Annotated in this window: 20 protein-coding genes; 8 read left to right on the top strand and 12 right to left on the bottom strand. The window is 49.9% G+C overall.

What is annotated here, in order from left to right:
* Position 1: 1 nt before the first annotated feature.
* Together KP806_RS19855 and KP806_RS19850 are read right to left on the bottom strand one after the other, a co-directional pair.
* A complete protein-coding gene (locus KP806_RS19855; RefSeq protein ID WP_224725483.1) occupies positions 2-1,783 on the bottom strand; it encodes a sensor histidine kinase in 1,782 nt (593 codons plus the stop codon).
* Positions 1,773-3,332: a response regulator transcription factor gene (locus KP806_RS19850; RefSeq protein WP_224725482.1), complete on the bottom strand. Its 1,560-nt coding sequence runs from the start codon at positions 3,330-3,332 to the stop codon at positions 1,773-1,775. The genes KP806_RS19855 and KP806_RS19850 overlap by 11 nt, the downstream gene beginning before the upstream one ends.
* Before the next feature lie 470 nt (positions 3,333-3,802).
* On the opposite strand from KP806_RS19850, the gene KP806_RS19845 reads away from it, so the two are divergent.
* The 5 genes from KP806_RS19845 to KP806_RS27845 all read left to right on the top strand — a co-directional run bounded on the left by KP806_RS19845 (position 3,803) and on the right by KP806_RS27845 (position 10,378).
* Positions 3,803-7,258 carry an endo-1,4-beta-xylanase gene (locus KP806_RS19845; protein ID WP_224725481.1) on the top strand — a complete coding sequence of 1,152 codons (3,456 nt, stop codon included), beginning with the start codon at positions 3,803-3,805 and terminating at the stop codon, positions 7,256-7,258.
* Between the two features lie 1,086 nt (positions 7,259-8,344).
* A complete protein-coding gene (locus KP806_RS19840; protein WP_224725480.1) occupies positions 8,345-8,821 on the top strand; it encodes a hypothetical protein in 477 nt (158 codons plus the stop codon).
* Positions 8,818-9,327 (top strand): hypothetical protein, encoded by a 510-nt coding sequence (locus KP806_RS19835; protein ID WP_224725479.1) that lies wholly within the window; start codon positions 8,818-8,820, stop codon positions 9,325-9,327. The genes KP806_RS19840 and KP806_RS19835 overlap by 4 nt, the downstream gene beginning before the upstream one ends.
* A gap of 341 nt (positions 9,328-9,668) precedes the next feature.
* The gene (locus tag KP806_RS27850; RefSeq protein ID WP_318153707.1) at positions 9,669-10,007 is read left to right on the top strand and encodes a DUF421 domain-containing protein; all 339 of its coding nucleotides are present in this window, start codon (positions 9,669-9,671) and stop codon (positions 10,005-10,007) included.
* Positions 10,004-10,378, top strand: a complete 375-nt coding sequence (locus KP806_RS27845; protein ID WP_318153706.1) for a DUF421 domain-containing protein — start codon at positions 10,004-10,006, stop codon at positions 10,376-10,378. Before KP806_RS27850 ends, KP806_RS27845 begins: the two co-directional genes overlap by 4 nt.
* An 18-nt stretch (positions 10,379-10,396) precedes the next feature.
* Here the strand turns inward: KP806_RS27845 and KP806_RS27660 are convergent, their stop codons facing one another.
* The 3 genes from KP806_RS27660 to KP806_RS19820 all read right to left on the bottom strand — a co-directional run bounded on the left by KP806_RS27660 (position 10,397) and on the right by KP806_RS19820 (position 13,024).
* Positions 10,397-10,528: a hypothetical protein gene (locus tag KP806_RS27660; RefSeq protein WP_263575786.1), complete on the bottom strand. Its 132-nt coding sequence runs from the start codon at positions 10,526-10,528 to the stop codon at positions 10,397-10,399.
* Positions 10,529-11,184: 656 nt separating this feature from the next.
* Positions 11,185-12,117, bottom strand: coding sequence for a glycoside hydrolase family 3 N-terminal domain-containing protein (locus KP806_RS19825; protein ID WP_224725478.1), 933 nt, complete (start codon positions 12,115-12,117; stop codon positions 11,185-11,187).
* Between the two features lie 31 nt (positions 12,118-12,148).
* On the bottom strand, positions 12,149-13,024 hold the full coding sequence (locus KP806_RS19820) for a cell wall hydrolase (protein ID WP_224725477.1): 876 nt from the start codon (positions 13,022-13,024) through the stop codon (positions 12,149-12,151).
* 271 nt (positions 13,025-13,295) lie between these two features.
* On the opposite strand from KP806_RS19820, the gene KP806_RS19815 reads away from it, so the two are divergent.
* Complete coding sequence (locus KP806_RS19815) at positions 13,296-13,664, top strand: hypothetical protein (RefSeq protein ID WP_224725476.1); 369 nt, start codon at positions 13,296-13,298, stop codon at positions 13,662-13,664.
* 169 nt (positions 13,665-13,833) lie between these two features.
* Here KP806_RS19815 and KP806_RS19810 read toward each other — a convergent pair whose 3' ends face one another.
* From KP806_RS19810 to KP806_RS19785, 6 genes are all read right to left on the bottom strand, one after another.
* A complete protein-coding gene (locus KP806_RS19810; RefSeq protein ID WP_224725475.1) occupies positions 13,834-14,832 on the bottom strand; it encodes a phosphotransferase enzyme family protein in 999 nt (332 codons plus the stop codon).
* Between the two features lie 24 nt (positions 14,833-14,856).
* Positions 14,857-15,114 carry a DUF2164 domain-containing protein gene (locus KP806_RS19805; protein ID WP_224725474.1) on the bottom strand — a complete coding sequence of 86 codons (258 nt, stop codon included), beginning with the start codon at positions 15,112-15,114 and terminating at the stop codon, positions 14,857-14,859.
* A gap of 137 nt (positions 15,115-15,251) precedes the next feature.
* Entirely contained in the window at positions 15,252-16,385 is a 1,134-nt protein-coding gene (locus KP806_RS19800) for a glycoside hydrolase family 88/105 protein (RefSeq protein WP_224725473.1), read from the bottom strand.
* Positions 16,382-17,437, bottom strand: a complete 1,056-nt coding sequence (locus KP806_RS19795; RefSeq protein WP_224725472.1) for a dienelactone hydrolase family protein — start codon at positions 17,435-17,437, stop codon at positions 16,382-16,384. Before KP806_RS19795 ends, KP806_RS19800 begins: the two co-directional genes overlap by 4 nt.
* Positions 17,438-17,467: 30 nt before the next feature.
* A complete protein-coding gene (locus KP806_RS19790; protein WP_224725471.1) occupies positions 17,468-18,364 on the bottom strand; it encodes a pectinesterase family protein in 897 nt (298 codons plus the stop codon).
* Complete coding sequence (locus KP806_RS19785; RefSeq protein WP_224725470.1) at positions 18,358-19,983, bottom strand: glycoside hydrolase family 43 protein; 1,626 nt, start codon at positions 19,981-19,983, stop codon at positions 18,358-18,360. Before KP806_RS19785 ends, KP806_RS19790 begins: the two co-directional genes overlap by 7 nt.
* Before the next feature lie 199 nt (positions 19,984-20,182).
* On the opposite strand from KP806_RS19785, the gene KP806_RS19780 reads away from it, so the two are divergent.
* Both KP806_RS19780 and KP806_RS19775 read left to right on the top strand, forming a co-directional pair.
* On the top strand, positions 20,183-22,444 hold the full coding sequence (locus tag KP806_RS19780; RefSeq protein WP_224725469.1) for a helix-turn-helix domain-containing protein: 2,262 nt from the start codon (positions 20,183-20,185) through the stop codon (positions 22,442-22,444).
* Between the two features lie 359 nt (positions 22,445-22,803).
* Positions 22,804-23,418, top strand: coding sequence for a helicase-related protein (locus KP806_RS19775; RefSeq protein ID WP_224725468.1), 615 nt, complete (start codon positions 22,804-22,806; stop codon positions 23,416-23,418).
* Between the two features lie 172 nt (positions 23,419-23,590).
* Here the strand turns inward: KP806_RS19775 and KP806_RS19770 are convergent, their stop codons facing one another.
* Complete coding sequence (locus KP806_RS19770) at positions 23,591-25,174, bottom strand: alpha-L-fucosidase (protein ID WP_224725467.1); 1,584 nt, start codon at positions 25,172-25,174, stop codon at positions 23,591-23,593.
* Positions 25,175-25,209 lie beyond the last annotated feature (35 nt).

The following is a 25,209-nucleotide window of genomic DNA, read 5'->3' as shown; positions in this document are numbered from 1 at the left end:
CTCATTCTTTGTTTTTCCCTGACATTCCTGAAGTTAAAATACGAAAACCAACCTCCGTACCTTGACCAATTTCACTTCGAATAAAAAAATGAACACTGTCACCATAATAAAGTTCCAACCGGCGATATACATTGCGAATTCCCACATGATTGTCCGACTCTTTCCGAGAGCGGACATTTTCTGACAGTTGATGAAGCTTTTCCTTTGTCATACCTATACCATTGTCGCGGACAACAACTTCAAGTTCACGCTCGTTCCTACTCACCTTCACCACAATTTTCCGGCTCTCTCTCCGGTCGTTAAAACCATGCTTACAGGCATTCTCCACCAAGGGTTGGATGCTCATCTGAGGAATAGCCTGTCTTAACGCCTGTTCATCCATTTCAAATTCATAATCAAACTGTTCGCCAAAGCGAAATTTTTCGATTTGGAGATACATAGTGGTGAACTGGAGTTCTTCCTGAATCGGAATGAGACCATTCGCCTGCCTAAGCAATCGCCGCATAAGCATGGCCAGGCTTTTGATGACGTCAGCTATATCGGAATATCCCTTCTTCGTGCTTACAACAAGAAGGGCATTGAGGGTATTAAACAGGAAATGCGGATTCATCTGGCTTTGCAGCATATTAAGCTCAGCCCGTACTCTTTCCAGTTCCAGACTCTTTTGACGGATTTCCAGCTTATATACTTCATTAATTAAGGATGTAATTTTGGAAATCATGGAATTAAATGTTCGAATCAATGTACCAATCTCATCTCGACCTTCATAAATCTCAATTAGGGAGAATTTTTCGTTCTGAATCAAATGCATGTGCCTGTGCAATTTCTTCACGCGATAATGATAAGACTGAAATAGTATAAATATTAACAACGTGGGAATGATTATGCTGATCAGCGTAAGTCCCAAAATGGAACGTTTAGCAGCATTAAGCAGTTTGTCAATTTGCTGAGTGTTGGCGATCCCAACCAGTCTCCAACCTTTTACATAGCTCATATCTCCAATCAGATGCTCGAATACATATCCCGAGTTCTTTTCCACAGCCGAGGAGTGACCTTCAGATGTTTTTGCGTTCACTTCTGATGAATCATTGCTGGAGGAAATGATATGCCCCTTGTCATCTATCAGCTTGAGCATTAAATTTTCCCTTTCGCGATTTAAAATTGCATTGATTTTATCCTTGTTTAGATCAATTCGCATATATTTGGAATAGGCAGAATACATGGAATGATTATTCATTTTGCTGATGATACTGACACGCTCACCGGGATATAAACTGCTATGCTCATCAATAACCTCAATTGCAATATTTACATTAGAATATTTAAATGACTGTAGCCATTGATCGTCTTTATCGATCACATAATAATTGGATCCGGTCTGTATTGTTTGATTATCCGTATAAATCCGGATATCTTTTATATTGGGATAGACAGAAGAATATCGTTCCAATTTCCCCCGGAGAAAGTTATGATACTCTTCATAATACTCGATAACAGAACCGTAAGAAGTATCGAGTGAACGATAGAGGGCTGCGTCATCCGAAACGGACTGGGATAGCGCAACACCTTCGTCTATCAATGCCAATAGTTCAGCAGAAGCACGGTCGATGGATTTTCGCAGATTGTCTTCCTCACGAATTTTGATGTCCTCCGAGTTGCGCTGATAAAAATAAATGTTAATCGACATAATCGGAAGTAGCACACAGAGCAAGTAAATCAACAAAAACTTGTATTTCAGTGGAATGTCATTTAATGCATGGAATGTAACTTTTTTATTCCGCAAACCAATCACCCTTATACTTGTTTTTATAAGAAGAAGGCAACTCATTTGTAAACACTTTAAACTTTGATGTAAAGTATTCAGTACTGTGATAGTTCAAATATGAAGCGATCTCTGTCAGTTTCATATCGGTACGGCGCAACAAAATTTTTGCCTCGTCGATTCGAAGTGCATGAATATACTCATTCAGACTCATGCCCGTTTCCTTTCTAAATTGCTTCCCAAAATATACAGGGTTATAGTGAAACCGTTCAGCGAGTTCCTGGACTTGAATCTTCTCCCGATAATGGCTCTTCAGGTACTCAATGACTTCCATTGTAAAAGAGTGGTTTGAAGGGCTTGCAGGATGTCCAATCTTTACTTCTTTTGCAATCCGCAAACAAAGTATTTTTAGGGCATCGTTTGGAATCAGTTCCTTTTGGCTAAAGTAATTTTCGTGAAGGAGCTGTCCAAGCACGTCCTTATCCATTGCCGATATCGAATAATTATTCAACAATTCGCCGCGGATGTAATTTAAAGCATGCTGGATCCAAACCGTTTGGGAGCATGTTTGTCCAAACAATAAGATCAGATGATCTATGGAGCTGTTGATGCCCTTTTCATCATTGGTCTCTATAGATCGCAGCAATGAATCAGAACAGGTGATAATATCTTCCAGCTTCCACTCTTCAAAACCGGAATCATTTTGGTACAGATGAATACCGGATCGCCTGGAGAATAGGGAACTGTACCGCGTCTCTAATACTTGCCTGTATAGTTCTGGAAGGGCAGTCAGCCCTTTCCCTGCCTCGCTAACGTATAAGATAAGTTGCTGAAGTGGTTGCTCGACTTTCATAATAACCCCTTGTAATATAGCCATTAACTGCTCCTGATCCTGTTCATCTTCATGGCAGATAAGCAATCCTGTCCGGTTTGGCGCTTCTGTAAACAACCATGTCCGCAGTCCACCAAACCCAGTTTTTAAAAACTCTCTAAGCTGGCTATATTCATCCGTCCCTCCTTCCACGGCAGGACATTCTGCAATCACAAGTCGAATTAACGAGTCGGTTTTTAGACCCAATACCTCCGCAACCTCATCAGTGTTTACTTCATTTTCTTTTTTTAGCAAGCTGGTAATAGCGGCTGCAACAATAATTTCTTTGTTCTTATTGGCAGATTTCTCTGCCAGACGATTTTTTTCCAGGGTATGGCTTAGTTCAGCCAGCAATTCATAAATCTCATCCACAATGAGCGGTTTAAGGATATAATGATTCACTTGGTATCGGAGCGCTTGTTGCGCATACGCAAACTCCGAGTATCCGCTTACAATTACAAATTGAATGTGTAAGTTCATCTCTTCCTTAACGACCTTAATTAATTCAAGACCATCCATTATCGGCATCCTGACATCCGTCACAACAACTTCAGGTTTTATGAGCCGAATCAATTCCAGTGCTTCTTCTCCATCAGAGGCTGTACCAGATAATTCATATCCAAAGGCATTCCAATCGATCATCGTTCTCCAGCCTTCAATCATGAGAGGTTCATCATCTACTGCCAGCACTTTATACATATACCTTCTGTCCTTCCTATTCCAATTTCAAATTAATAATAAATTTTTTTTATTATACCTCAACCTATCATACCTTTTTTAAAATAGCCATTTTCTCCCTCACAACCAGAAGTCGTTCTCACCCCTCCCGCGTGCGGAATTCGAAGCATGCGGCTATGAACACGTAAGATCAACGGCTACAGCAAACTTGTTCTGGATGGCGACACACGTACTCGTCGTTCCCGTTACTGGCAGAGAAGGAGACCGGCCGGCGTTCGCATCAGCGCCCACTTCATCGAGCTAGCTACGTATAGAAATTCAAGATGCCCCCCTCAAATTAAAGGTGATTTGCTCCATCCATTGCTTCAAAAAATATGGAGATGCTATAATTTGTAAAAAATGAAAGGAGTGAAAATACTTAGGTATTTAGCTATAACCTAACATTTTGCAAGCGCTTTAAAAAGTATGATTTTTTGGGAGGAGTGCAATGAATGGGAAGTAAAGTAAAGAAGATCATCACTCTCTTGTTAGCGGCAGTGTTGCTTCTACCTACCTTTTGGCTGGCACCACCTGTTAATGCTGAAACGGTCACGAAGACGAGCACTGTGTTCCATGAGGTGTTCTCAAACGCCGAAAATGCAGCCAAGATTTCAGGCAGCGCATCTTTGACAACGGTTACGGACAAGATGTTTGACGGTAATGACGATGGTACGGCACTCTACGTAAGTAATCGTTCAAAAGATTATTACGGGGCTGACTTTTTTTACACCGATTTAGGTCTTAAGAACGGCGAAACTTATACGGTTACCTTGTCCGTCTATGTGGATGCGGGTGTGACAGTTCCGTCTGGATCGCAGTTTTACCTGCAGAATGTCGGTCCGAGTCACTGGGGTTTTCTCACTGGACGCACAATGGAAGCAGGAAAAGCAGTAACCTTGACCAAACAATTCACCGTAAATACAAGTGTGGATCATGCACTTCGTGTCCAGTCGAATGTTGCAGGCAGCAGTGTGCCGTTTTACATCGGAGACATCCTCGTGACTCAGGAGCACGATGAAGATGTTCAGCCTCCTCTCCCCCAGGATCCTAATTCGGTTCTGAACGTTACATTCGAGGATCAAACGGCCAACGGCTTCGGTCGCCGTGGAAGCACTGAAACCCTGACTGTTTCCAATGAAGCCAACCATACCGCTAGCGGAGCCTACGCATTGAAGGTAGAAAATCGGTCGGCCAACTGGCATGGTCCCTTTGTGCGGATCGATAATCTCGTGGATGTGAACACGTATTACGAAATATCCGCCTGGGTGAAGCTGATTTCCCCTGCAAGCGCTACCTTGAAACTGAGTACCCAGATTGCTAACGATGGCACAGCCAGATACCCCGATATCAACTCTAAAACGATCAATGCTAACGACGGATGGGTACAGCTTCACGGCACTTATATATATACAGATAAGGGCAACGATTATGTGACACTTTTCATACAGACGAATGACGCGACATCATCGTTCTATATTGATGACATTAGCATCGTAAACAAAGGTAAGCTCGAGATCGAGACTGATCTGATTGGGATTAAGGATGTCTACAAGGACGACTTCCTGATCGGCACTTCGGTTAACCCTGACATTCTCAGGGGTCAAAATCTCCAACTTTTAAAGCAGCATTACAACACGGTTACAGCGGGGAACTACATGAAGCCCGATTTCCTGCAAAAGAAAAAGGGAACGTTCACCTTTGAAAACGCCGATGAACTTGTCGCCAAGGCGATAAGTGAAGACATGAAGGTGCACGGGCATGTACTAGTTTGGCACGCTCAGTCACCGGACTGGTTAACCTCACAGACCGACAGCCAAGGCAACACGATAACGGATGAGCAGGGTAATAAGGTACCGCTATCCAGGGGAGAAGCGCTGCAGAACATGTGGGACTATACGAAAACCGTTATGGAGCACTTCGGCGATAAAGTGATTTCCTGGGACGTTGTCAATGAGGCTATGACCAGCAGCTCGGATCCGACAGATTGGCGGAGCGCCTTGCGACAATCCGGCTGGACCAGATCCGTTGGGGATGACTTCGTGGAGCAGGCGTTCCTGGCAGCCCGCGCCGTATTGGACGAACATCCGGAATGGAACATCAAGCTTTACTACAACGATTACAACCTGGATGACCAGAGTAAGGCAACAGCCGTGTATAGCATGGTCAGAGAAATCAATGAGAGGTATGCACAGACACATCCCGGCAAGTTGCTGATTGATGGCATTGGAATGCAAGGCCACTACAACCTCAAAACGAGTCCCCAAAATGTGGAGATGTCGCTGCAGAAATTCATCTCGCTTGGTGTCACGGTCAGCATCTCTGAGCTGGATATTAACGGAGGCTCCAACAGCAAGCAGACGGAAGCCGAGTCTATTCAGCAGGGATATCTTTATGCGAAACTGTTTCAGCTCTTCAAGAAATATGCAGATCACATCGAACGGGTAACGATATGGGGACTGCATGACGGCGTCAGTTGGAGAAAGGAAAACAGTCCGCTCCCCTTCAATACATTTATGCAAGCCAAACCGGGCTACTACGGGATTGTCGACCCAGAAGCCTACATCGCCGCCCACCCTCCGATTGTTAAGGAGCCTGAACAGGCTACAGCGAAATACGGGGCGCCAAATATTGACGGCACGGTTGATGACGTTTGGAGTGATGCCGAAGAACTCCCGGTCAACAAGTTCCAATTGGCATGGCAAGGCGCAACCGGCATAGCCAAAGCGCTCTGGGATGATCAGTATCTGTACGTGCTGGTGCAAGTCATCGACACCAAGCTTGACCAAAGCAGCTCTCGTGCCCATGAACAGGATTCGGTAGAGTTTTTCCTGGATCACAACAACGGGAAAACTACTTACTACGAAAAGGACGACGGGCAATACCGGGTTCGGTATGACAACGTTACCTCCTTTGGTTCCACGACGGACAAAAGCGGTTTCGTTTCGGCTACACAGGTGTCTGGAACGAACTACACAGTTGAAGCCAAATTTCCGCTTAAGGTAACGCCTTCCAACGGCAGCAAGCTGGGCTTTGATGTCCAGATCAACGATGCCAAGGACGGCTCACGGCAGAGCGTGGCTGCATGGAACGATACGAGTGGAGTGGCTTATAAAGATACCTCAGTCTACGGAGAATTGACCCTGACCGGTAAGGCGAGCGACAATACGCCACCTGTCACTGAAGCAACATATGACCCTGCAGCCCCGAACGGGCAAAACGGGTGGTATGTAAGCCCGGTTACGGTCAACCTGACGGTCGCGGATGCCGGATCCGGTGCGGCGAACAGCGTCTATAGTCTGGACGGTGGTGCAACATGGCAGACCTATTCTGCTCCGATCGTCATCAGTCAAGACGGACGGTATGATTTGAGATTCTATTCGGTTGATCAAGCAGGTAATGAAGAACCGGTTAAATCCTTAGGTTCCATTAATATTGACCAAACAGCGCCTAGCATTACAATCGACTCGTTACAGGAAGTTTATCCGAATGAGCAAATTGCGGTTGCGACGTATGCGGTATACGACGGCTTATCGAATGTAAATGAGGCTGCAACGGCGGCAACGCTGGATGGGCAGCCTGTTGTGAACGGAGCATCGCTTGAACTGTACAAGCTTCCGCTGGGCACGCATACGCTCACGGTGACTGCGGCAGATAACGCGGGCAACACCGCTTCGTCAAGCGTTACATTTACAACGGCAACGAGTCTTGAATCATTACAGGCGTTGGTCGGGATTTTCCAAGCCAACGGTTCGATAGACAATCACGGAATTGCAAACAGTTTGCAGAGCATGGTTAGCAAAAATAATCTGAAGCCATTCATCAACTTAGTGAATGCGCAGAAAGGCAAGTATATCTCCACAGAAGCCGCAACGATCCTGTTGAGAGACGCCCAGTCGCTGCTAAAGTAAGAGGCTATTGGTAAAGGTGAACTGAACAGGCTACGGCGAAATACGGGTCACCGAATATTAGATGACGTGTGGAGCATTGCCGAAGAGTTCCCGACCAACAAGATCAGGGTATGGCAAGGCCAAAATCGCTCTAGGATAATCAGAATCAGTACGTGCTAGTGCAAGTCAGCGACACCCAGCTTAACCAAAGCAGCTCTCGTTGCGCTGTTTTTAGGCGTTATTTTACACATCTAACTTAAGAAACCCAGCTACCTTCACATGAGAAGATTAGCTGGGTTTCTTAATTAATTTACATCAAATAAATAAGCTTGAAGCGATAATAACAGAAGTTATTGAAGCCACGCGGGACAGTGGTTATCAAACAAATCTTGGCCATCAAGACCCCCCTTTAGTCTATAAAACATCAGATTGTATGAATTAATACACTCTGAATAATAGACGTTTAAATAGACAGGAACATTGGCCAGTTTGGGGCATTTTACGCTAGTTTTACAGAGTCTATTAAACGATCGTTTTTTGGACTCTGTAAACAAACTTGTCGAAGGCCTAACCTTATTCAAAGATGGTTCTACAAACGCTTTCAGCTACCCACATGCGTTTTCACCCATTTAACAGATTGGTCATTTTGTTAATCAAATCCTGTAATTGTTGTTCCGATCTGTGACGGTTGTACTTCACTTGAACACAAAAAAAGATCCCGTGTATGCTTTCCCACAAGAATCTTTAATATAAAACTCTTCAATAACGGTTTTTACTAAGAAACGGCGAAAAAAACTGGTACTCGCCGTACAATGAGTTAGATTGGTGAACGCCGCTAACCAAGTTCGTTTTAATACATTTCTATAGAATTGCATGAACAAATTTCTAAATATGAAAATGAACATTTTTAGGAATTTGAAGAGTTTCATTTGATTGTTATCGAAAGGAGGATGTTCTTAAACATCCCTCTACAGGCAGAACCAATATGAGGGCAGCGCCAGCTAAGTGATGAAAATCCACGGCGTCCTGTGCGAATTCGATCATGGAATAAAATCCCGAATCGGTTTACATACTAACTTCGAATCACTAGGAGGGAGGAAAATCCGATTGGTACTGGGAGCCTATCTTGTTGCGACACTGCTTGCCGTCCTGATTTTCGCATTTCTTCCGAAACGGCTTCATTTACTCGAGCTATGGTTCAACGCCATCGTTCACGTTTACTTCTATACGTATCAGTTCAGTGTGCTTACTAATCTGAAATTCGTGGCACTGCCCGAAAGCCCTGATAAAGCAGTCGCATCCGTGGCGATCCGCTTCATCATGTTCCCCGTGATAGTCCTACTCTTCTTACAGCTTTATGATAAATGGATACAGCGGTCTTGGGCTGCAGGATTGGCGACAATCATCGTGACCGGTGCGTTGCTCGCACTTGTACAGCCGGTGCTCCAATGGACGGGCATCATTCGATACTCCAACGCCGGCATTTATTGGTCCGCTCTCGCCTGGTTCGTCCTCTTGGGGATCAATTCGGGCTGTATGATCGCATTCCGCCGTTTGATACGAAAGGAGTTACTTCTGCCGTGAATCCTCTGCCGTTTCCAAAGCGATTCGACGCTAACGAATGGTTCATCATCGCCGGTCTTGCAGCCGGTTATATTGCCGTTTTTCTGCCTAGAAGATTATTTCCTTTCCCGGTTAGCCTGTTGATTGTATTATTTGGCATTACTGTGCCGAAGCTGTTTGATGCAACACTTGCCGTTCCTCCGTTCGAGCTTTATGACATAAACGATTACTCAAAGCTCGAGCTGATGGATGTCGTCCTGCATCTAATCTACGGACCTTTCGCCTATTTCTTTACATATGGCTATGCGCGGTTCCAGATTCGGGGACCGGCGACTATCGCTTGGATTATCGGCTATTCCTTGCTTGGCGTCGGAATCGAATGGATTGGCACGTTAGTCGGCGTATATACGCATAAGAACTGGAACCTGCTTTATTCCTTCTTCGTTTACGGCTGCTTGCAAGGATTACTACTTGTCTTCTCTCGCCTATGGCTGCGAAGTTGGGAAGTTACGAAGAAGCAGGCATGAACGCTTCATATAATATCATGAGTGGATGTCTGTAACTTGTCCGCAGGGGTAATACCAGCGTAGATGACACCACCCTCAGGCAATCAGAAATCGGCTTATAAAGTCCGCTAAGGTTGTACAGAACGGAGGCGAATGCGTGTCCGCTAATGCTTAGCGTATAAAACCTTAAAAATGTTGGCTCTACCCCCATATAAAGTAATGGTTGAACTGAGGGAGTTGAATGACAACAGCGGCAGTCAAAAGTTCCAAAGCACTTATGCATAAATTCCACTGTGGTATATCATTCCGTGTGGTGGGAACCCATATACTAAAAATGCAATTTTTAACTTGGAGGTTTTTGCATGAATGACCACCTCATTATTTTGATTCGAAGTTTTTCAGCATTCATAATCCTAATGGTAATTGCGCGAGCACTAGGAAAACAAACCCTCTCCAACATGAACTTTCATGATTTCGTAACAGCAGTTATATTGGGAGCTATAGCAGCCAACTTTGCATTTAACGAAAAAATAGAGGTTGCCCACCTATTAATAGCCCTGTCTGTCTTTACTATTACTTCTTATATTTTATCCAAGCTTTTCTTGAAATTCAGAAAATTTAAGATGTGGACAGAAGGAACACCCACCGTTCTCATAGAAGGGGGGGTAATTCTGGAAGAGAATATGAAAAAAATAATATGACAATGGATTCTTTGAACGAACAGCTTCGGCAGAAAGAGATTTTTAATATAGAAGATGTGGAGTACGCTCTCCTTGAGATTAACGGTAAACTATCTGTTCAAAAGAAAAAGGAACTGCAAGCCGTGACATTAAAGGATCTACAGTTGAATGCAGGTAAAGCCACACAGTTCCCAATTGAACTTGTAATCGACGGGCAGCTTTTGAATGACACTTTAAAAAACAACCATATTCCCGAATCCCGGCTGCTGTCCCAACTAAAAGCACGCGGCAAAAAATTAGAGGACGTATTCTATGCCGTAAAAAGCAGCAACGGCCAACTTTACGTGGATGATTATAAGGATAATATTCAGCATCCAATTGATGTGGAATAGCAGACTTTCGGCAAACAGCTACTTGAGATTCAACGTAATCAGATAATTGTATTTTGCAGCGTGCTTAAGCTCATCCAATATGACACCATATACCGTATCTTTATAGATGCCAGCAGGCAATCCAAACCAGATGTTACGGTATCGCTCCACCGCACCCAACTCCCCCATCAAAGCACGCTGTAAACCTTCTGTATAGGATTGCACTTGCTCGTATTGTTCGCTACTGATGCCTGTAATTTCCGATTGATCAATTCATTGTAGAACAACTCATCGTTACGTTCCCCTTGCACCGCTTCTTTTATCATTTGAACTGCTTTCGGAAATCCTGTATTCCAGATAGGTACAAAATCGACCCGCATATAGTATGAATTTCCCCAGTAAGAAGGTACTTGATCGAACATTAGGGTAAAAATGACGCACTCCCTGTTGAATAACCGGTTGGTCCGGATAACACGTTCTGGATCAGCTTAGGGTAAGAAAAAACGCAAAGCTCGAAATGATCCAAGGCTTAGCGTATATTTTCGTTAAAATGTTGGTGGGACCCCTATACATAAAAAGCTGAGCCATCACCATAATGAAAGTTACCTGATACATAAAAAGCACTCACGAATGTGAGTGCTTAAGGTGATGCTATCTATGGGTACGTAATTATGATATCGCCGCTTTTGCTTTTCCGAATAAACTTGGACATAGCTTCTTTCGATTCAGCTGTATGACCACCCGGAACGGTTAAAATGCCAGTAGGATCAATGATCCGAGCATCTTTTAGTAAAATCTCACCAGCTCATGCATTCGCAGTTATTCGTTTATTTCATCTGCACAGGCAATACGCCTTGCGCCGTTAATTTTCCTAACAGCACTTTCGCGCCTGCCGCCATGTTAGGCTCCTGATTTCCGTATAACGCAAGGGCCGATTTTACATTTTGCAGATAGAGTATCTCATACGGGTTACCGAGCGATAGCAGCGTATAGTGCCTGTGCTTCCCGTTCAAGAAGTCGACGATGTCTTGGTAGGCAGCCCAGCCGAATTGACTCGCTACGTTGCGGAATTGATAGGAGGCAAGGATTACGTAATCCGCCTTGTCGATCGCTTGAGTCGTCTTCGCTTGACCGATTACCGCGACCTCCGTCGTTAGATACTGCGAAGGGATTGCTGCGATGAGTTGCTTCTCGAACTGCTTGCCCGTGTATTCGTCGGCAGCGGCGATCACAACATGATCGCCTTGGCGAATAGGTTCGATCGGACCGGCCAACGTCGTTACCCCGCGTTCAGCGATTTCTCGTTCGACCTGGCGATGTGCGGTCGAACCAATGACGGTCGGAAGAGAGGCTAACCTGGCTGGGAAGTCGTCGTTGCTATGATCGAACAAGCCGTACTTGGACTTGAGCTTCAGAATACGTCTCACCGACTCCTGGATTCGATCCGGCAAGATCGTTCCATTCTTGACCGCATTCACCAGCGTATCATGCGCGGCCTTCAAGTCTTTGGGCACCAGTATAATATCCACACCGGCGGAGACGGCGCGAACAATGGCATCCTGTTCCCCGAAATGTTCGGCGATCCCCTTCATCGTGAATGCATCGGAAGGCGCTATTATCCGAAACGGAGGACTTATCGGCACTTTGATGCACCAATAACAATCCTCCGGTTCTTTAGGCGATGAAAGGCAGCCCAAATCGTCCAAATAAAGATCGTGCAGTTCGTTAGTGCGCGCAAAAAAATACGGCAGCCAAGACATCGCAAATGTCCTGACTGCCGTCTCCTATGATCTATCTGGCAAAGGCGTGATGCCCGATTTTCTTGATGATGTCTAGGCTGTCCCAGAACGAGCCGTTCGATACTTGAGGGTTATAGAAGTAGAGCGCCTTCTCTACGTTGTTTTTGCCATTCAGCGCATCCTTGGCGGCGCGCAGCACGCTGGCATTCGGAATGCTCTTGTCCAGCAGGCCGTTGTGGGCCGGCGGGAACTGCTTGCCGGAATAGATCACGTCGCGAACCGAGTCCGGGAACCGGGAATCCTTAACGCGGTTAAGGATGACATTCGCCACTCCGAGCTGCCCCTCATAGGATTCATTGCCAGATTCCACTTGCGTAATCTTGGCCAGCAGCAAGTAATCCTTCTCCGTATACGCCTTCGCCTTCGGAATCGCGATCGCCTTGTCAGCCCCCTGTGCCTCTTCAAACTCTGCGGTCTGACTTTTGTTGTTCCAATCGACCGTCAGCTGAAGCAGCTCCGCCACATAACGCAGAGGAACATAAATCCTGCCTGATTTCAAAAACGGTTCCGCATCCATCAGATATCGCGTCCCGTTATAATAAACGACCGGCACGCCGTTGCCGAGTACGATCTTGTTACCGGCGGCCGTATGTATCGTTGCTTCGTCATTTACCCCATTCCAGCTGATCTTCTTTGCATCGAACAACTCGGCCGCCCGTGACGCAGGCATATACAGCCTTCCGTCCTTAATCCGGACCGGATCTTGCAGCTTGACGGCTTTGCCGTCCAGCTTAATCGTCACATTCGCCGCAACACCGGTTTGCGCAGACGCAGCCGCAACCGTAAAAGGAAATGCGCAAAGCACCAGTAACGACATGACAACTATTTTGTGAATCCACTTGTTCATTCGTTTGCTTTCTCTGTTCATGATTACCTCCATGCATCCAAAGAGAGATGAGAAAATTTTCCGATAATTTGATTCTTGGAAATTATAACACAGCTTCCTATGGACGCAGGATTAACCTTTTCACAGAATTGCTTTGCGCTTTCATAGATTCCTAACAAAAATTCCGTTGTTATCTAAGATATGCAGCTCTTAACAGCTATTCAAAGGAAGCGAGGGGATATGGGATGAAGGACCGTTTGCGGGGTTTTCGAGGGAAGGCTGCGATTACGAAGGCGGATATATCGATGGTAAGGTGATTCATTATTCTTTCTTACAACAAGCTGCAGACAAAGGCAGCGAACCGACACGCGCCTCCTTCGAAGGAGCTTTTGCCGCCTATTCTCTTATCCCCGAGCTTCAGGGGCTTGTTGATCGTATTCTCGCGCTGTTCGCCGGACGGCTCATCCTGGCGTATAACCGGATCTTGTTTCCGTGCCATAAATCGCTGATGTCGGCCTTGGAGAAGGCTCCGGATAAACCGGATTCCTATATGGAGCTGCAGCATGCGATGCTGACGAATCCGACAAAGGAAACGATAGGAGAGTTTGTTCAATGCATCGGCTCTTTTCACGCATGGGGGATCACGATGGAGGAGGCTGTCAGCCGGTTTGTGGAAAAATAACGAGTGGAACTGGATCGATGGGGAACCGCCAATCAGCGATCGTTAGCGGAAAGTCATTAGATCAAGCATCGTGGTTCGAGCAGTAGAATTTAACGGCATAAATAGTTAAGCTGCAGCGGCAGTCTATGACTTTATAGACCGCCGCTGTCTTGCAGCTTTCATGTGAAGCTCACAAACGGTCCAGCAGCTCCGGCAGATGTTCCCAATGCTCCTCAATCCAGTGTATTTCCTCAACGAACCGCCGAAGCAGCCCGACCAGCTCGCTTTTGGCACGCACATCCGTCCGCAGCCACCAGATCGATTCGACCAGATAGAGCATACGCATCGCGCGGCTAAGCGTGCCTTCCGGCAGCTCCGAATGCTCGCGATACCCTTCTGCAAAAGAACGCGCTTCCTCCATCTGCAGCCCTCCGTCCCGCAAAGCGCCGGACAAAAGTGCACGGGCCGCATCGATTTCCGGATACGCCATCGTCATGCGGTCGAAATCGACGATGCCGGCCACCGAGTCTCCCCGCAGCAAAATATTATCCGTCCACAAATCCCAGTGCAGCCACCCGGCGGGAGAAGCATCGAATTGCCCAAAATCCATAGCCGTTACGATGTCCCGCGAACGCCTCAGCCACTCCAAGACCGTCTCGTCACCCGCCGCTTGCGCCATCTCGAAGCTGCCCTGCCACTCTTTCAAATACTTCTCCCGGTCGGGCTCCCAAGCAGGCTTGTCCAGCGGAGGAACGTCCCGCAGCCATCGATGCATCCGACCGGCGGCTGCGCCCAGCGCATACATTTGTGCGGCGTTCATGTTCCCCGCTTCAGCGGAATGCCCGTCCACCCATTCCAGCAGCGCGTAACACAAACCGGACGGCGTCTCCTGAATGTACTGATCGTTGAAGGTGTGAACCTTAGGGCACGGTGTCCCGGCTTCGCTCAGTCCCTGCTGCAGACGAAGCGTCTGCGCAACCGCCCTTCTTCTCTCGGGTTTCGCGTGCAGCTTGTACCGCTCCGGGTGATAATATTTGACGAATACCGGTCCACGGTCGGTCATCATTCTCCATTTTACATTGAGCCAGCCCTTATCAATCGATAGCGCATCGCTCACGGCCAGCCCGAACCGCTCTTTCAGGTGCGCTGCGATTTCGGCCGCCCAGCTTTCGACTGCAGCTTGCGACATACGGAACCCCCGCCCTTTCCGCGATTATCTTCTCCCGAACTTGATCGGCTTCTCCAGCGAATGGAGATCATCCTCCAGGGAAACCATTTTTTCGCCGACAAGCTTGACCGCATCCTGGATCGCCTGGTTATAAATGACCGGTCCCAGCTCCTGGGTCATATAGTCCAGCAAAAACTCGGCCGCCAAATCTCCTATTTTCTCCCCTCTCTCATCCAGAAAGTATTCCTGCACGCGTCTAACCAGCGGTTCTTTTTGTTCTTTAGACAGTTTTACGGTCAGCATGTTCATCTTCTCCTTTTAGGGGGATTCTTCTATGATAACAAATACTATTTTAGTATTGGTGAAGAAATAAAAAACCGAACGAATTCAGGCCTAACCCCTGAATTCGCCCGGCTGATAACTCTACGCCGCACTGCGCACTACTTCTGCTCCAAATACCGCTCCACCTCAAGCGCCGCAAGAAGCAGCGGACCGACGCCCATAGGATGATCCGAGACGACCGCTTCGGAAATGTAATAGTCGAACGAGCCGTTGCGGTCATGGCTGAGGCCGGCCCCGTTGCAGATCTGGTGAAGATGAACGCCCTGCTCATCCTCGGTAACCAGCCGACCGATAATGCCTTCATAGCCTTTCAGCATCACGGAACGGAAGCCTGAGTTCAAGTACCCGAGCCGCAGTCCCTTCGCCATCGCATAAACGAACATGATCGAGCCCGTTGCCTCCAAATAATTGCCCTTCCGCTCGCCCTGATCAAGCACCTGATACCATAAGCCGCTCGATGGCTCCTGTACGCGCGCCAGAGCATGGCACATCCTCTCGAAGATGCCCATAATCGTCCCCCGCTTCGGATGTGTAACCGGAAGATGCTCAAGGGCGTCGACGACCGCCATCGAATACCAGCCCATCGCCCGGCTCCAGAAGTGCGAGGACAGTCCGGTCAGCGAGTCAGCCCACTCCTGCTCCTTCGATTCATCCCAGCCATGATAGAGCAGGCCGGTGCGTTTATCGCGGGTTTTCCGCTCGATGAGCAGAATCTGATGAGCCACCTCGTCCATCAGCTCCGGACGCTCGAACACTTTCGCATATTCCGCCAAAAACGGGGACGCCATATACAAGCCGTCCAGCCACATTTGGAACGGGTATCTTTTTTTGTGCCAGAAGCCGCCCTCCGACGTGCGGGGCTGGCTGATCAACTGAGCCGCTAACGTATGAGCCGCCTTGGCATAACGTTCGTCGCCAGTACCTTCATACTGCATGAACAGATTTTTGCCCTGATTGATCTGATCGAGATTGTATTCCTCCAGCGAATAGGTGCCGATCGTCCCGTCCTCTGCAATGAAATGATCCATATGACGCTGCATAAAAGAATAATAGCTCTCCTGCTTCAGCTGCTTGCCCGCGCGCGCCATCGCCATGAGCAGCATGCCGGGCACATAAGCCCACCTCTGAAGCGGATGCGGGTGAAAGCCGTCCTCCCTGCACTGCCCGATAATCGTATCGGCTACCTTCCGCGACCAGCCTTCCAGTTGAAGCTCTTTATTTTCCGATGTCATTGCGTTTCTCCTCCCATACTAACCGTAGGTACCGTCAATTGCTCCCGCAGCCACGCGAAAGCCGGCTCCCCGTGAATTTCATGTCCTCCCTCAAAAAAATCCGCCCGCACAGCGTCCGGAGCACCCGCCGCCGTATACAAGCTTTGCAGCTCGCCGTATGCCTTCACGGCCGGCCTGCGCGGGAATACGCGGTCCGTGTCCCCGCACTCCAGAAACAGTCCTCTTGGCGCGATCAGCCCGAGCAATTCGGGCATTTCGGCCTCTGGAAGGATGCCGGGAATGTAATTGTCCAGGCAGTGATTACGCGACAGAATGCTTTCCGCGAACAAGCTGGCGTACCCGCTGACGACCGCGCAGCGGATTCTTTCGTCCAATGCGGCCGTAAAACCCGCGACCAGCCCTCCGCCGGATATGCCCATAACCGCGATCCGGTCCGGATTCACGCCGGCCCGGCCCTGCAAATAATCTACCACCCTCGATGTCTCCCGGATGCGAAGGCCGGCAAGCGTCCGCCCGGTCAGAAGAAGATGCGCCGCCAGCCGCAAGCAGGAGCTCTTGCCCGGCGCATCTTCGATATCCTCCTTCAGCCTGCGCTCTCCAAAGCCGATAAGCTCCGGAGCTGCCACCACATATCCCTCATGCACGAGCGACACGGCAAAATCCTTATGCAGGCCGGGACGGCTCGAACGCTCCGAGCCGTCCGGCTCCAGCCCGACAATTTCCCGGCTGCCGTAGCCGTGACCGTGAAGGGCGATAACCGCCGGCGCCGGATCGGCAACCGGACGCTCCGGCACCAGCACATAGAGCTTCATCCTCAGTCCATCTAGCGTGGAGATTTCAATCTGCTCGCGCACATAGCCGTCGCATTCGCGCCGGTCCAGCAGCGTCAGATCGAGCTCCCGGTTGTTTTCCGGGAAATCGCCCAGCAGACGGCTGAAGGTCTCGACCAGTTGAACCCTCCGCTCTTCCCGGCCAATCGCTTTGCCGGCCTCTCTTCTGCTTGCCGCCTGCTGAATCAGCGAATCCAAATAACCTTCAAGGTTCAATGACACCGTTCCTCTCCCCTTCCTGCTAAGCGGGCATTAGTAGCCCTCGGGATGCCAGCCGTCAAAAATATGAATCACCCGGTATTCCGCCGCCTCTTCCGCGGACAGCTGGCGCGACCAGGACACCCGCTGCTCCGGCGCGGCTCCCGCTCCGGTGCTTGCAAATTCCTCGTAGCGGCTTGTCGTCTCCCGGTCCGGCTGCCCCCAGTTATGCCAGCCCTCCGGCGTGATCGATCCGTCAATGGCGGTGCGAATGAACGCCACATGGGCATAAGGCCGCCACGGCCTGCCCAAATAGACGTCGCGCACGCCTTCGCCGCCAGTAATCTCGCAATCCAGAAACACATAACCGAACGCCGTGCCTTCCGGTGTCGAGGCAGCCGTAATATAACCCCTCGACCGCTTGTTATGCAGCCTGCATCTGTCGAATACCGCAGTCGCCGCGCCAAAAATATAATCGACATCGCCTTCGATGTAGCATTCGTTGTAATACTGCTTTCCTTTGCCCGTATACAATGTATCCTGATCGCCCAGCAGCCTGACGCGGCGGAACACCGCCTGCCCGGCATCGACGAATGCGGCAACCGCTTGACCCGTTCCCGGACCGGAGGCGTTGCGGATCGTCACGTTCTCCGCCGTGAACGATTCGGCGAAGATGTTCAGCGTGCCCGAGCGGAACGTTCCGAGCGGCTTGCCGTCTTCCCCGAGCGTATGAGCGTTGTCCGACCAGGTCAAGATCGTCTTGTCCCGGTCCTCGCCAAGCAGAAGAATCGGCGGCGCGGAGGCCGGAACCGTCACCTTCTCCTCATAGATGCCCGGGCGTATGCGAATCGTGACCGTCTCCTCGTACCCTTCCGGGATCGAGTCGATCGCCTCCTGCAAACGGCTGTAATCGGGCTTATCTTCTTCATGTACAGATAGGGTAATCAGCATAAGGTTGTACTCCTTTCAAGTGTAGACGGAACGGAATCGGCAGCTTTTTCTTTATGATCGAGAGATTCATAGCTGAACCAGTCGAAGTCCGCATAATGCGTCCGGCCGGCCTCGCTGCATACGGCGTACATCCCCATGTAAGCGCCGGTGAAGCCTCCAGCCACATCCGTGCTCAAAATCGTGCCGTCGGCTTCCTCGGACAAAACTTGCCACAGCACCGATTCATTCGCGCGCCAGTAGAAGGCGTAACTCTGGCCATGCGCCTCCACTTTCAGCAGCAGGCTGTCGCCACCGTACGGAGCTGCCGCCAGCACTGACTCTTCTCCTCCCCTGCGCTCTGTAAGCCGGATTTCCGTAACGCCGTCGAAGCTTCCGTATTCCACGCGGAATTGATAGCCGGCGTTCTGCAGCAGCACCAGCCCCGCCTTGTCGCCCGCTTGCTCCGGCGCGAAGCGCAGCGCGGTTTCGGCTCGGAAGCTCATATGCTGCTGTCTCCGGCCTACGAAGGAAGGGTTCCCGTCGGCAGTGATAGATGCCTGCTTCAACGTAAGGCGCAGCGAGCCGGGATTGTCCGTCAAGCTCCAGAAATCGCCGCGCGGCGTACGGATAAAGTTCCAGACCGGCGCCAGCTCCGGCCGGTCGAAGTCATCGCGCGCGGGCTGCTCCGGCCACTTCGTCTCGGGCAGGTCCGGCGCATCCGCGATCTGCTCCACGAACCCTTTTCCGGGACTAACGACCGGCCACTCCTGCTCCCAGATAACAGGCACAAGGAAGGTTTCGCGGCCGAGGTTCCGGTAATAGCCGCCATATGGCCGCGAAGCGAGACAAATCATCCACCAGTCTCCCTTCTGCGTCTCGATCAGCTCGCCGTGGCCGACGTTGACGATCGGATAGCAGCGTCCCAGATGGCGGTGAGTGAGAATCGGATTGCCCTTATAACCCTCGTAAGGTCCTGCCGGCGACTCGCTGCGCGAGATCGTGATCGCATGCGTATGTCCCGTGCCGCCTTCGGCGATCATCAAATAATACCATTTGCCGATTTTGTACAGATGCGGCCCTTCCTGGGCGTGTCCGACCTTGAGCGCTCCTTGCCAGACGCTCGTCTTCGGTCCGATGAGCCTGCCGCTCGCCAAATCCAGCTCCTGCAGCCAGATGTCCATATGCTTCGGATACAGCTGCCCTTCCGGGGGAACCCGGTTGCCCGTGTAATAGACTTTGCCGTCGTCATCGAAAAACAGCGAAGGATCGATGCCCGGCGCATCCTCCAGCCATACCGGATCGGACCAGCTGCCGGCCGGATCGGTTGCCGTGACATAAAAGTTATGGCACTCCTTCTCGTTATCGACGAAGGTTGTAATCATATAATAGACGCCGTTATGGTAGCGAAGCGTCGGGGCCCATATCCCCCTTGAAGGGAGAATGCCGTCCAGATTAAGCTGAGACGGGCGGTCCAGCACATTGCCGATCTGCCGCCAATTCACGAGGTCCTTGCTGTGGAAAATCGGAACTCCCGGAAAATATTCAAAGCTGGACGTGACCAGATAATAATCTTCTCCGACGCGTACAGCGGATGGATCGGGATAAAAGCCCGGCAGCACCGGATTTTGAAACTTGCGCATGCTTCTGCCTCCCCGTACGAATTAAAAATGTAAGCCTATACAATTATAGTGCAAATAAAACATCATAATCTTGAATGATCCTTGCTTATTTTCCCGTTTTTTATATATCCATGCTATTTCGGTGCTCTCATTCTACTGAGAGGCAGTTAACTTCCTCCGAAAATATGTGTATAGTTAATACCGTAAAGGAGCGATAGCGATGAGGGGAGAAAGACAGCTGAAATTCCGTTTTTTTATGAGCCTGACCTTAATATCGGCCTGTTCGGTGCTTGTGCTGGCCAGCGCCTTGTTCTTCTGGTTCAGGGAAAAAACGGTCGATCATGTTAATCAGGTAAATGAAAGCGTTCTCCTAAACACAGAGACGGTGTTTACGAAATACATGGACATGGTTCAGAACTATACGATGGACTTTTACCGCAATCCGAATATTAACACGGTCATGCAAAGCGGGGACAACAACTGGAGCAATCAGCTGTACAGTGCGCTCAGCCAGATGCGCGGCACGATTACGGTTAATGCGTTTCTGGAAAACGCCTATATTATGGGCCAAGACGGTCCGGCGCTTATGTTCGAGAACAATCCGCTCAGCCCTTCGGCGAAGCGGGAGCTGTTCGAGCTCGTCCGCGACAGCGAGATCAAGCAGTCGCCGTTCGTCTGGAACGCGACGCTGAACAGCGGCGAACGGGAGAAGCTGATGACTCTCTTCTATAATGACCGCGCCTTTGGCAGCAGCGAGTACCACGGTGCAATCGCCATGACCGTCAATTTGCGGAAGCTTCAGGAAAATATATTCGGAAGCAGCGGCGACGGCGATACACGCTACGCGATTCTGGATGCCGGCGGCCTTCTTCTGATGCAAAGCGGGCTGCCGGGCGTCTCCTTCGACGAGGCCATGCTGCGGCATATCGCAAGCGGGACAAGCAAAGCCGGCACGCTGATCTGGAAGGACGGCAGCGGCGCCAGGAAGCTCGTCGCTTACCGGCAGGCGCAGCACGGCGGGCTCTGGTTTCTTTCGGAAACCTCCTACAAGAATAGCGTCCGCGACATTGCCAATGCCTTGAAGCTTATGATCGGTCTTAGTCTGGCGCTGATCGCCGCCGCCGCTGCCGCTGCCGCTTTCGTCTCGCACCGCATGTACAAGCCGATCGGCACCCTGTTCGGCAACATCCGCAGCTTGTCCGGCGACCGCCTCGCCTTCGCGAAAGGCGGAGGCTTCGACGAGGCGAACCGGGAGCTGGAGCGGATCGCCGGAGAATTCGGGGAGCTGAAGCGCGAGAAGGAGGACAGCGCCCTGCTGCGCTGGCTGACCTCGCCGTACCGCTCCGGCGATCAGCTCCCGTCCGCCCTTCCCCCCCTGCAGGATTCTTCCGGCAGCGCGGCATTTTGCGTGGCGGTTCTGCAGCTGAATCACGCCGGCACGGACAACGAAATGCCTGATGAGGAAAAAATAGAGAAAATCAAAAGCCTGCCTCAGCTGACCGAGCGGCTGTTTGACGGCAAGGCGGCGTGCCGCGGATTTTTCCCGCATCCGGATGCCGCCGTGCTCATTGTGAGCGAGACCGAATCGGGAAGCTTCGGCGATTACGGCCTCATCCGTGAACGATGGGAGCAGCTTGACGAGGAGCTCCGGTCTTGGTCCGGCACCGCCTGCTCGATCGGAGTCAGCCGCCTGTCCGCCGATACCGGACAACTGAAGCAGCTGTACGACGAGGCGAACGACAGCCTGCAGTACAGGAAGCTCCGTTCTAGTGCGGCCGTCATCTATGCGGACGATACGATTCACCTGAACGGCAGTCCGATGCCGGACAGCTCGCTCGAAGCCGTGCTGCAAATCGTGAGAAACCGGGAGCAGGAGCTGATACCCGGGGCAATCGAGCGTCTGCTGGCGGCAGCCGGCAGCTACCGGGCGGGGCAGGCGACGATCGCCTTGTCCAGGCTCGCTCTGGAGCTGGACAAAATAGGCGATACCGGTCTTGCGAACGGCATTGCTCGGCACTCGGATTTTCTCGTGCATTATCAGCGAATTTGGCGGATATCGGATTATGCGGAGCTTGGAGCATGGCTGGAGCAGCTTTGCCTGAACGCCTGCGAGAAGCTGAACGAGCTGAATACGGTGCAAACCCGCAGCGCAGCCGACGAAGCGATCGCCTATATCCGCAAGCATTATAACGATCCGACACTCTCCTTGAATGGCCTGGCGGATAAGCTGGCGATCAGCCCTCCTTATCTGAGCCGCATGATTACGGAAGCGACGGGCAGCAGCTTCCCGGACTTCGTCCATCTGGTCAGACTCGAGCATGCTCGCGCCTTGCTCATCAGCGATCCGGAGCTGGATATTCGTGAAATCGCGGAGAAGTCGGGCTACAGCAGCAGCACCTACTTCACCACGCTGTTCAAAAAGCGCTACGGCGTGACGCCGTCCAAATGGCGGTTGAACCATATTTTGCAGCAAAATGACTAAAATTAAGGTCCCTGGAAGTAGAGTTGTTGGATTTGCATTTGCTGTTGACTGCTCCCTTGTAACGTTCAACTTCTGTACCACGAGGGAACGTAGTTCAACGAGTACAGGGAGCTGCTGCCGTGTGAGCTGCTCCCTGTTTGGGTTGAACTACCTCGTCTCCGTTAGCTCATCGAATGCCGTTCACAACGTGTTTCCTTCAATGTACTGAAGTATTGAAAGCCTACTATTGTTCAGCAAACACACCTGCGATGTATATAAATCCCATTTTAACAAGCTTGCCATTTCACCGAGAGAACCGTATCATAAGTTACGTTGCTATTATCCAAAGAAATAGAAGAGCAGGAAGGATGACTGATATCATGAACATCACTGAAAAACAGATCGTCGTATCCTTGGAGCCCGATTATGAAACCGAATACTTGAAGCTTTTGAATGATTACTTTACGGCTTCCGAGCGAAATAGCCGGGCCTCCTCCATTCATGAAAAAAAACAGCTCATGGCGATAAAAGAGCAAATGGCGCTTTTGTGCAACCAGAATCCTCAAAAATTGAACATGCTGAAGTCCATCATCCGGGATGTGAGTGACAGAAGGGAAAAGGCGGTCGTCATCTCCAAATCGAATGCCGTCACCGCCCTTTTATTAGACGAGCTTTCTGCGGACGAGGAAATCAAGGGCATTTTTATTATTACGACACAGCTTTCCGTCCATGAGGTCAATGAGATGATTCACAGATTTAATAAAACCCCGGATTCCACCGTTCTGCTTATTACGGATTCCGTCAACACCGGCCTCGACGTGACGGCGGCAAATCATCTTGTCCACTATGATTATCCGGCCCGTAACTCTGATATACTGCAGCGCAACAACCGCATATCGCGACAAACTTCATATCATAAAGAAGCGACCATATATTATCTCCTGACGTCTGGCAAAATCGACGAGTTCGAATATCGGGAATGCCGAAACCCATAGTGTAACCCCGCAGTAAGGCTGCCAATTCATTCCGTGGCAGCCTTATGCTGTTTTTTCTGTCCTACTCAATCTTTCTTTGTTTATCCTCCTGTAAGGGAACAAATTGCCACAACAAAAACCAGTCCTTTAATGGACTGGTTCGCCGCGGCATTTATTGAGTTCTTTTCTGTTCCTAACTTAAAACGCCCTCAAGGTCCGCATCAAGCACCAGCTTTACGATTGTATCGATCGGATTGCCTCCCGATTCCGGAACGGATATGGTGATGCCGGAATCATTTTGCGAGAATGGTACTTGCTCCCCGTTTAGCAGAGTGCAGGATACAATGCTTTGCTTAAGTGCCGGAATCGTCTGCTTACCGAACTCGTCTAAGTTTAAGATATGAACGTAAACCGTGTTTTCACGGTAAGTCGCGCCGTACACGTTATCTACCGGCTGAAACGGGCCCCCGCGAGTGCCGTAAATGCTCTCGCCGTTTTCGCGCATCCATTCGCCAATTTTGCGGAACAGCTCGACTTGATCGTCCGGCACGACACCGTCCTTGTCCGGAGCCACATTGAGAAGCACGTTTCCGTCCCGGATGAATACGTTCAGGATTAAATCCATGACGCGCTCGAAAGGAAACGCTTGATTTTCCGGCTGCCATGCCCAGGAGCCGGCTACGCTGAAGTTTTTCTCCCATGCGAACGGAATGATGTTACCGTTAACATCGTGCGGGCCTTCATCGCAGAAAAAATCTCCTTCCCAACCGGAGCGCTCGTTAATGACAACCTTAGGGTTATGCTCACGCGCCATTTGATTCAGCTTCACCGGCTCCCACAGCCAAGCGCTGCCTGCGTCAGAGCCTTTATGAGCGAGCCAGGAGCCGTCATACCACAATATATCGATCGGACCGTAACGGGACATTAGCTCCCCTACTTGATCGTAGCATTGTTTTTTCATTAGCAGTGCGTTGTCGTATTTCTCCACCGGCTCGAAGTAGCCCGGGAATCTCCAATCCATCGGCGAGTAATAGACGCCCACCTTTAAACCTTTGCTGCGCGCCGCCTCCGCGTATTCTTTTACGAAATCGCGGTATGCGTCTGCCTGTATCGTCGTGTAGTTATCGTAGCTGCCCTCGCTATCCCATAAGGCAAAACCGTCATGATGCCGGGTTACCATAACCATGTAATTCATGCCAGCCGATTTAGCCAGCTCAGCCCAGTTGTTCGCGTCAAAATGCTGCGGGTTAAACGACATCGCGGTTTTCCGGTATTCTTCATAAGGAATTTGCTCCTTATTCATGACCCATTCGCCGCGTCCGATAATGGAGTAAGCTCCCCAGTGGATAAACATGCCGAACTTGGCGTCGCGCCACCACTGCATATCTTCTTCCGGCAGCTTTAGCTCCGCGCATTTGATGCCGTCCGTGCTTTTAAATCTGACGTTGCTTTTCAGCATCGAAGCCAGTTCCGCTCCGCTCATCGGAGCCGGATCGCCGTTTGTATAGCTTAATCCGAGTTTGGCGATTTTTCTTCGATTCAACTCATTTTGCATGAGCTTTTTTACTTCCTGCAGCGAGAACCAATACGTGTTCTCGGTCCGGTTCGGCACCGTTTTTTGGAATTGATTGATTTTATACGCGTAGTCCTCGATCTCTTCGTTTGAAAGCGAATCCAACAATTTGCGCTGCAATTCCGCCTTGTTTTCGTTAGACAGCTCCTGCTCGCCCTTGAACATAAACCGTTCTATCAAATCTATTTCTTGTTCTGCTAACAACGTTTTCTTCCCCTCCGATCATCGTCGTTTCGATT

It is taken from the genome of Paenibacillus vietnamensis (assembly GCF_020169515.1).
Lineage (GTDB): Bacteria > Bacillota > Bacilli > Paenibacillales > Paenibacillaceae > Pristimantibacillus > Pristimantibacillus vietnamensis.
The sequence above is the reverse complement of the archived record's forward strand: the minus strand, read 5'-3'. Positions and strand labels throughout refer to the sequence as shown.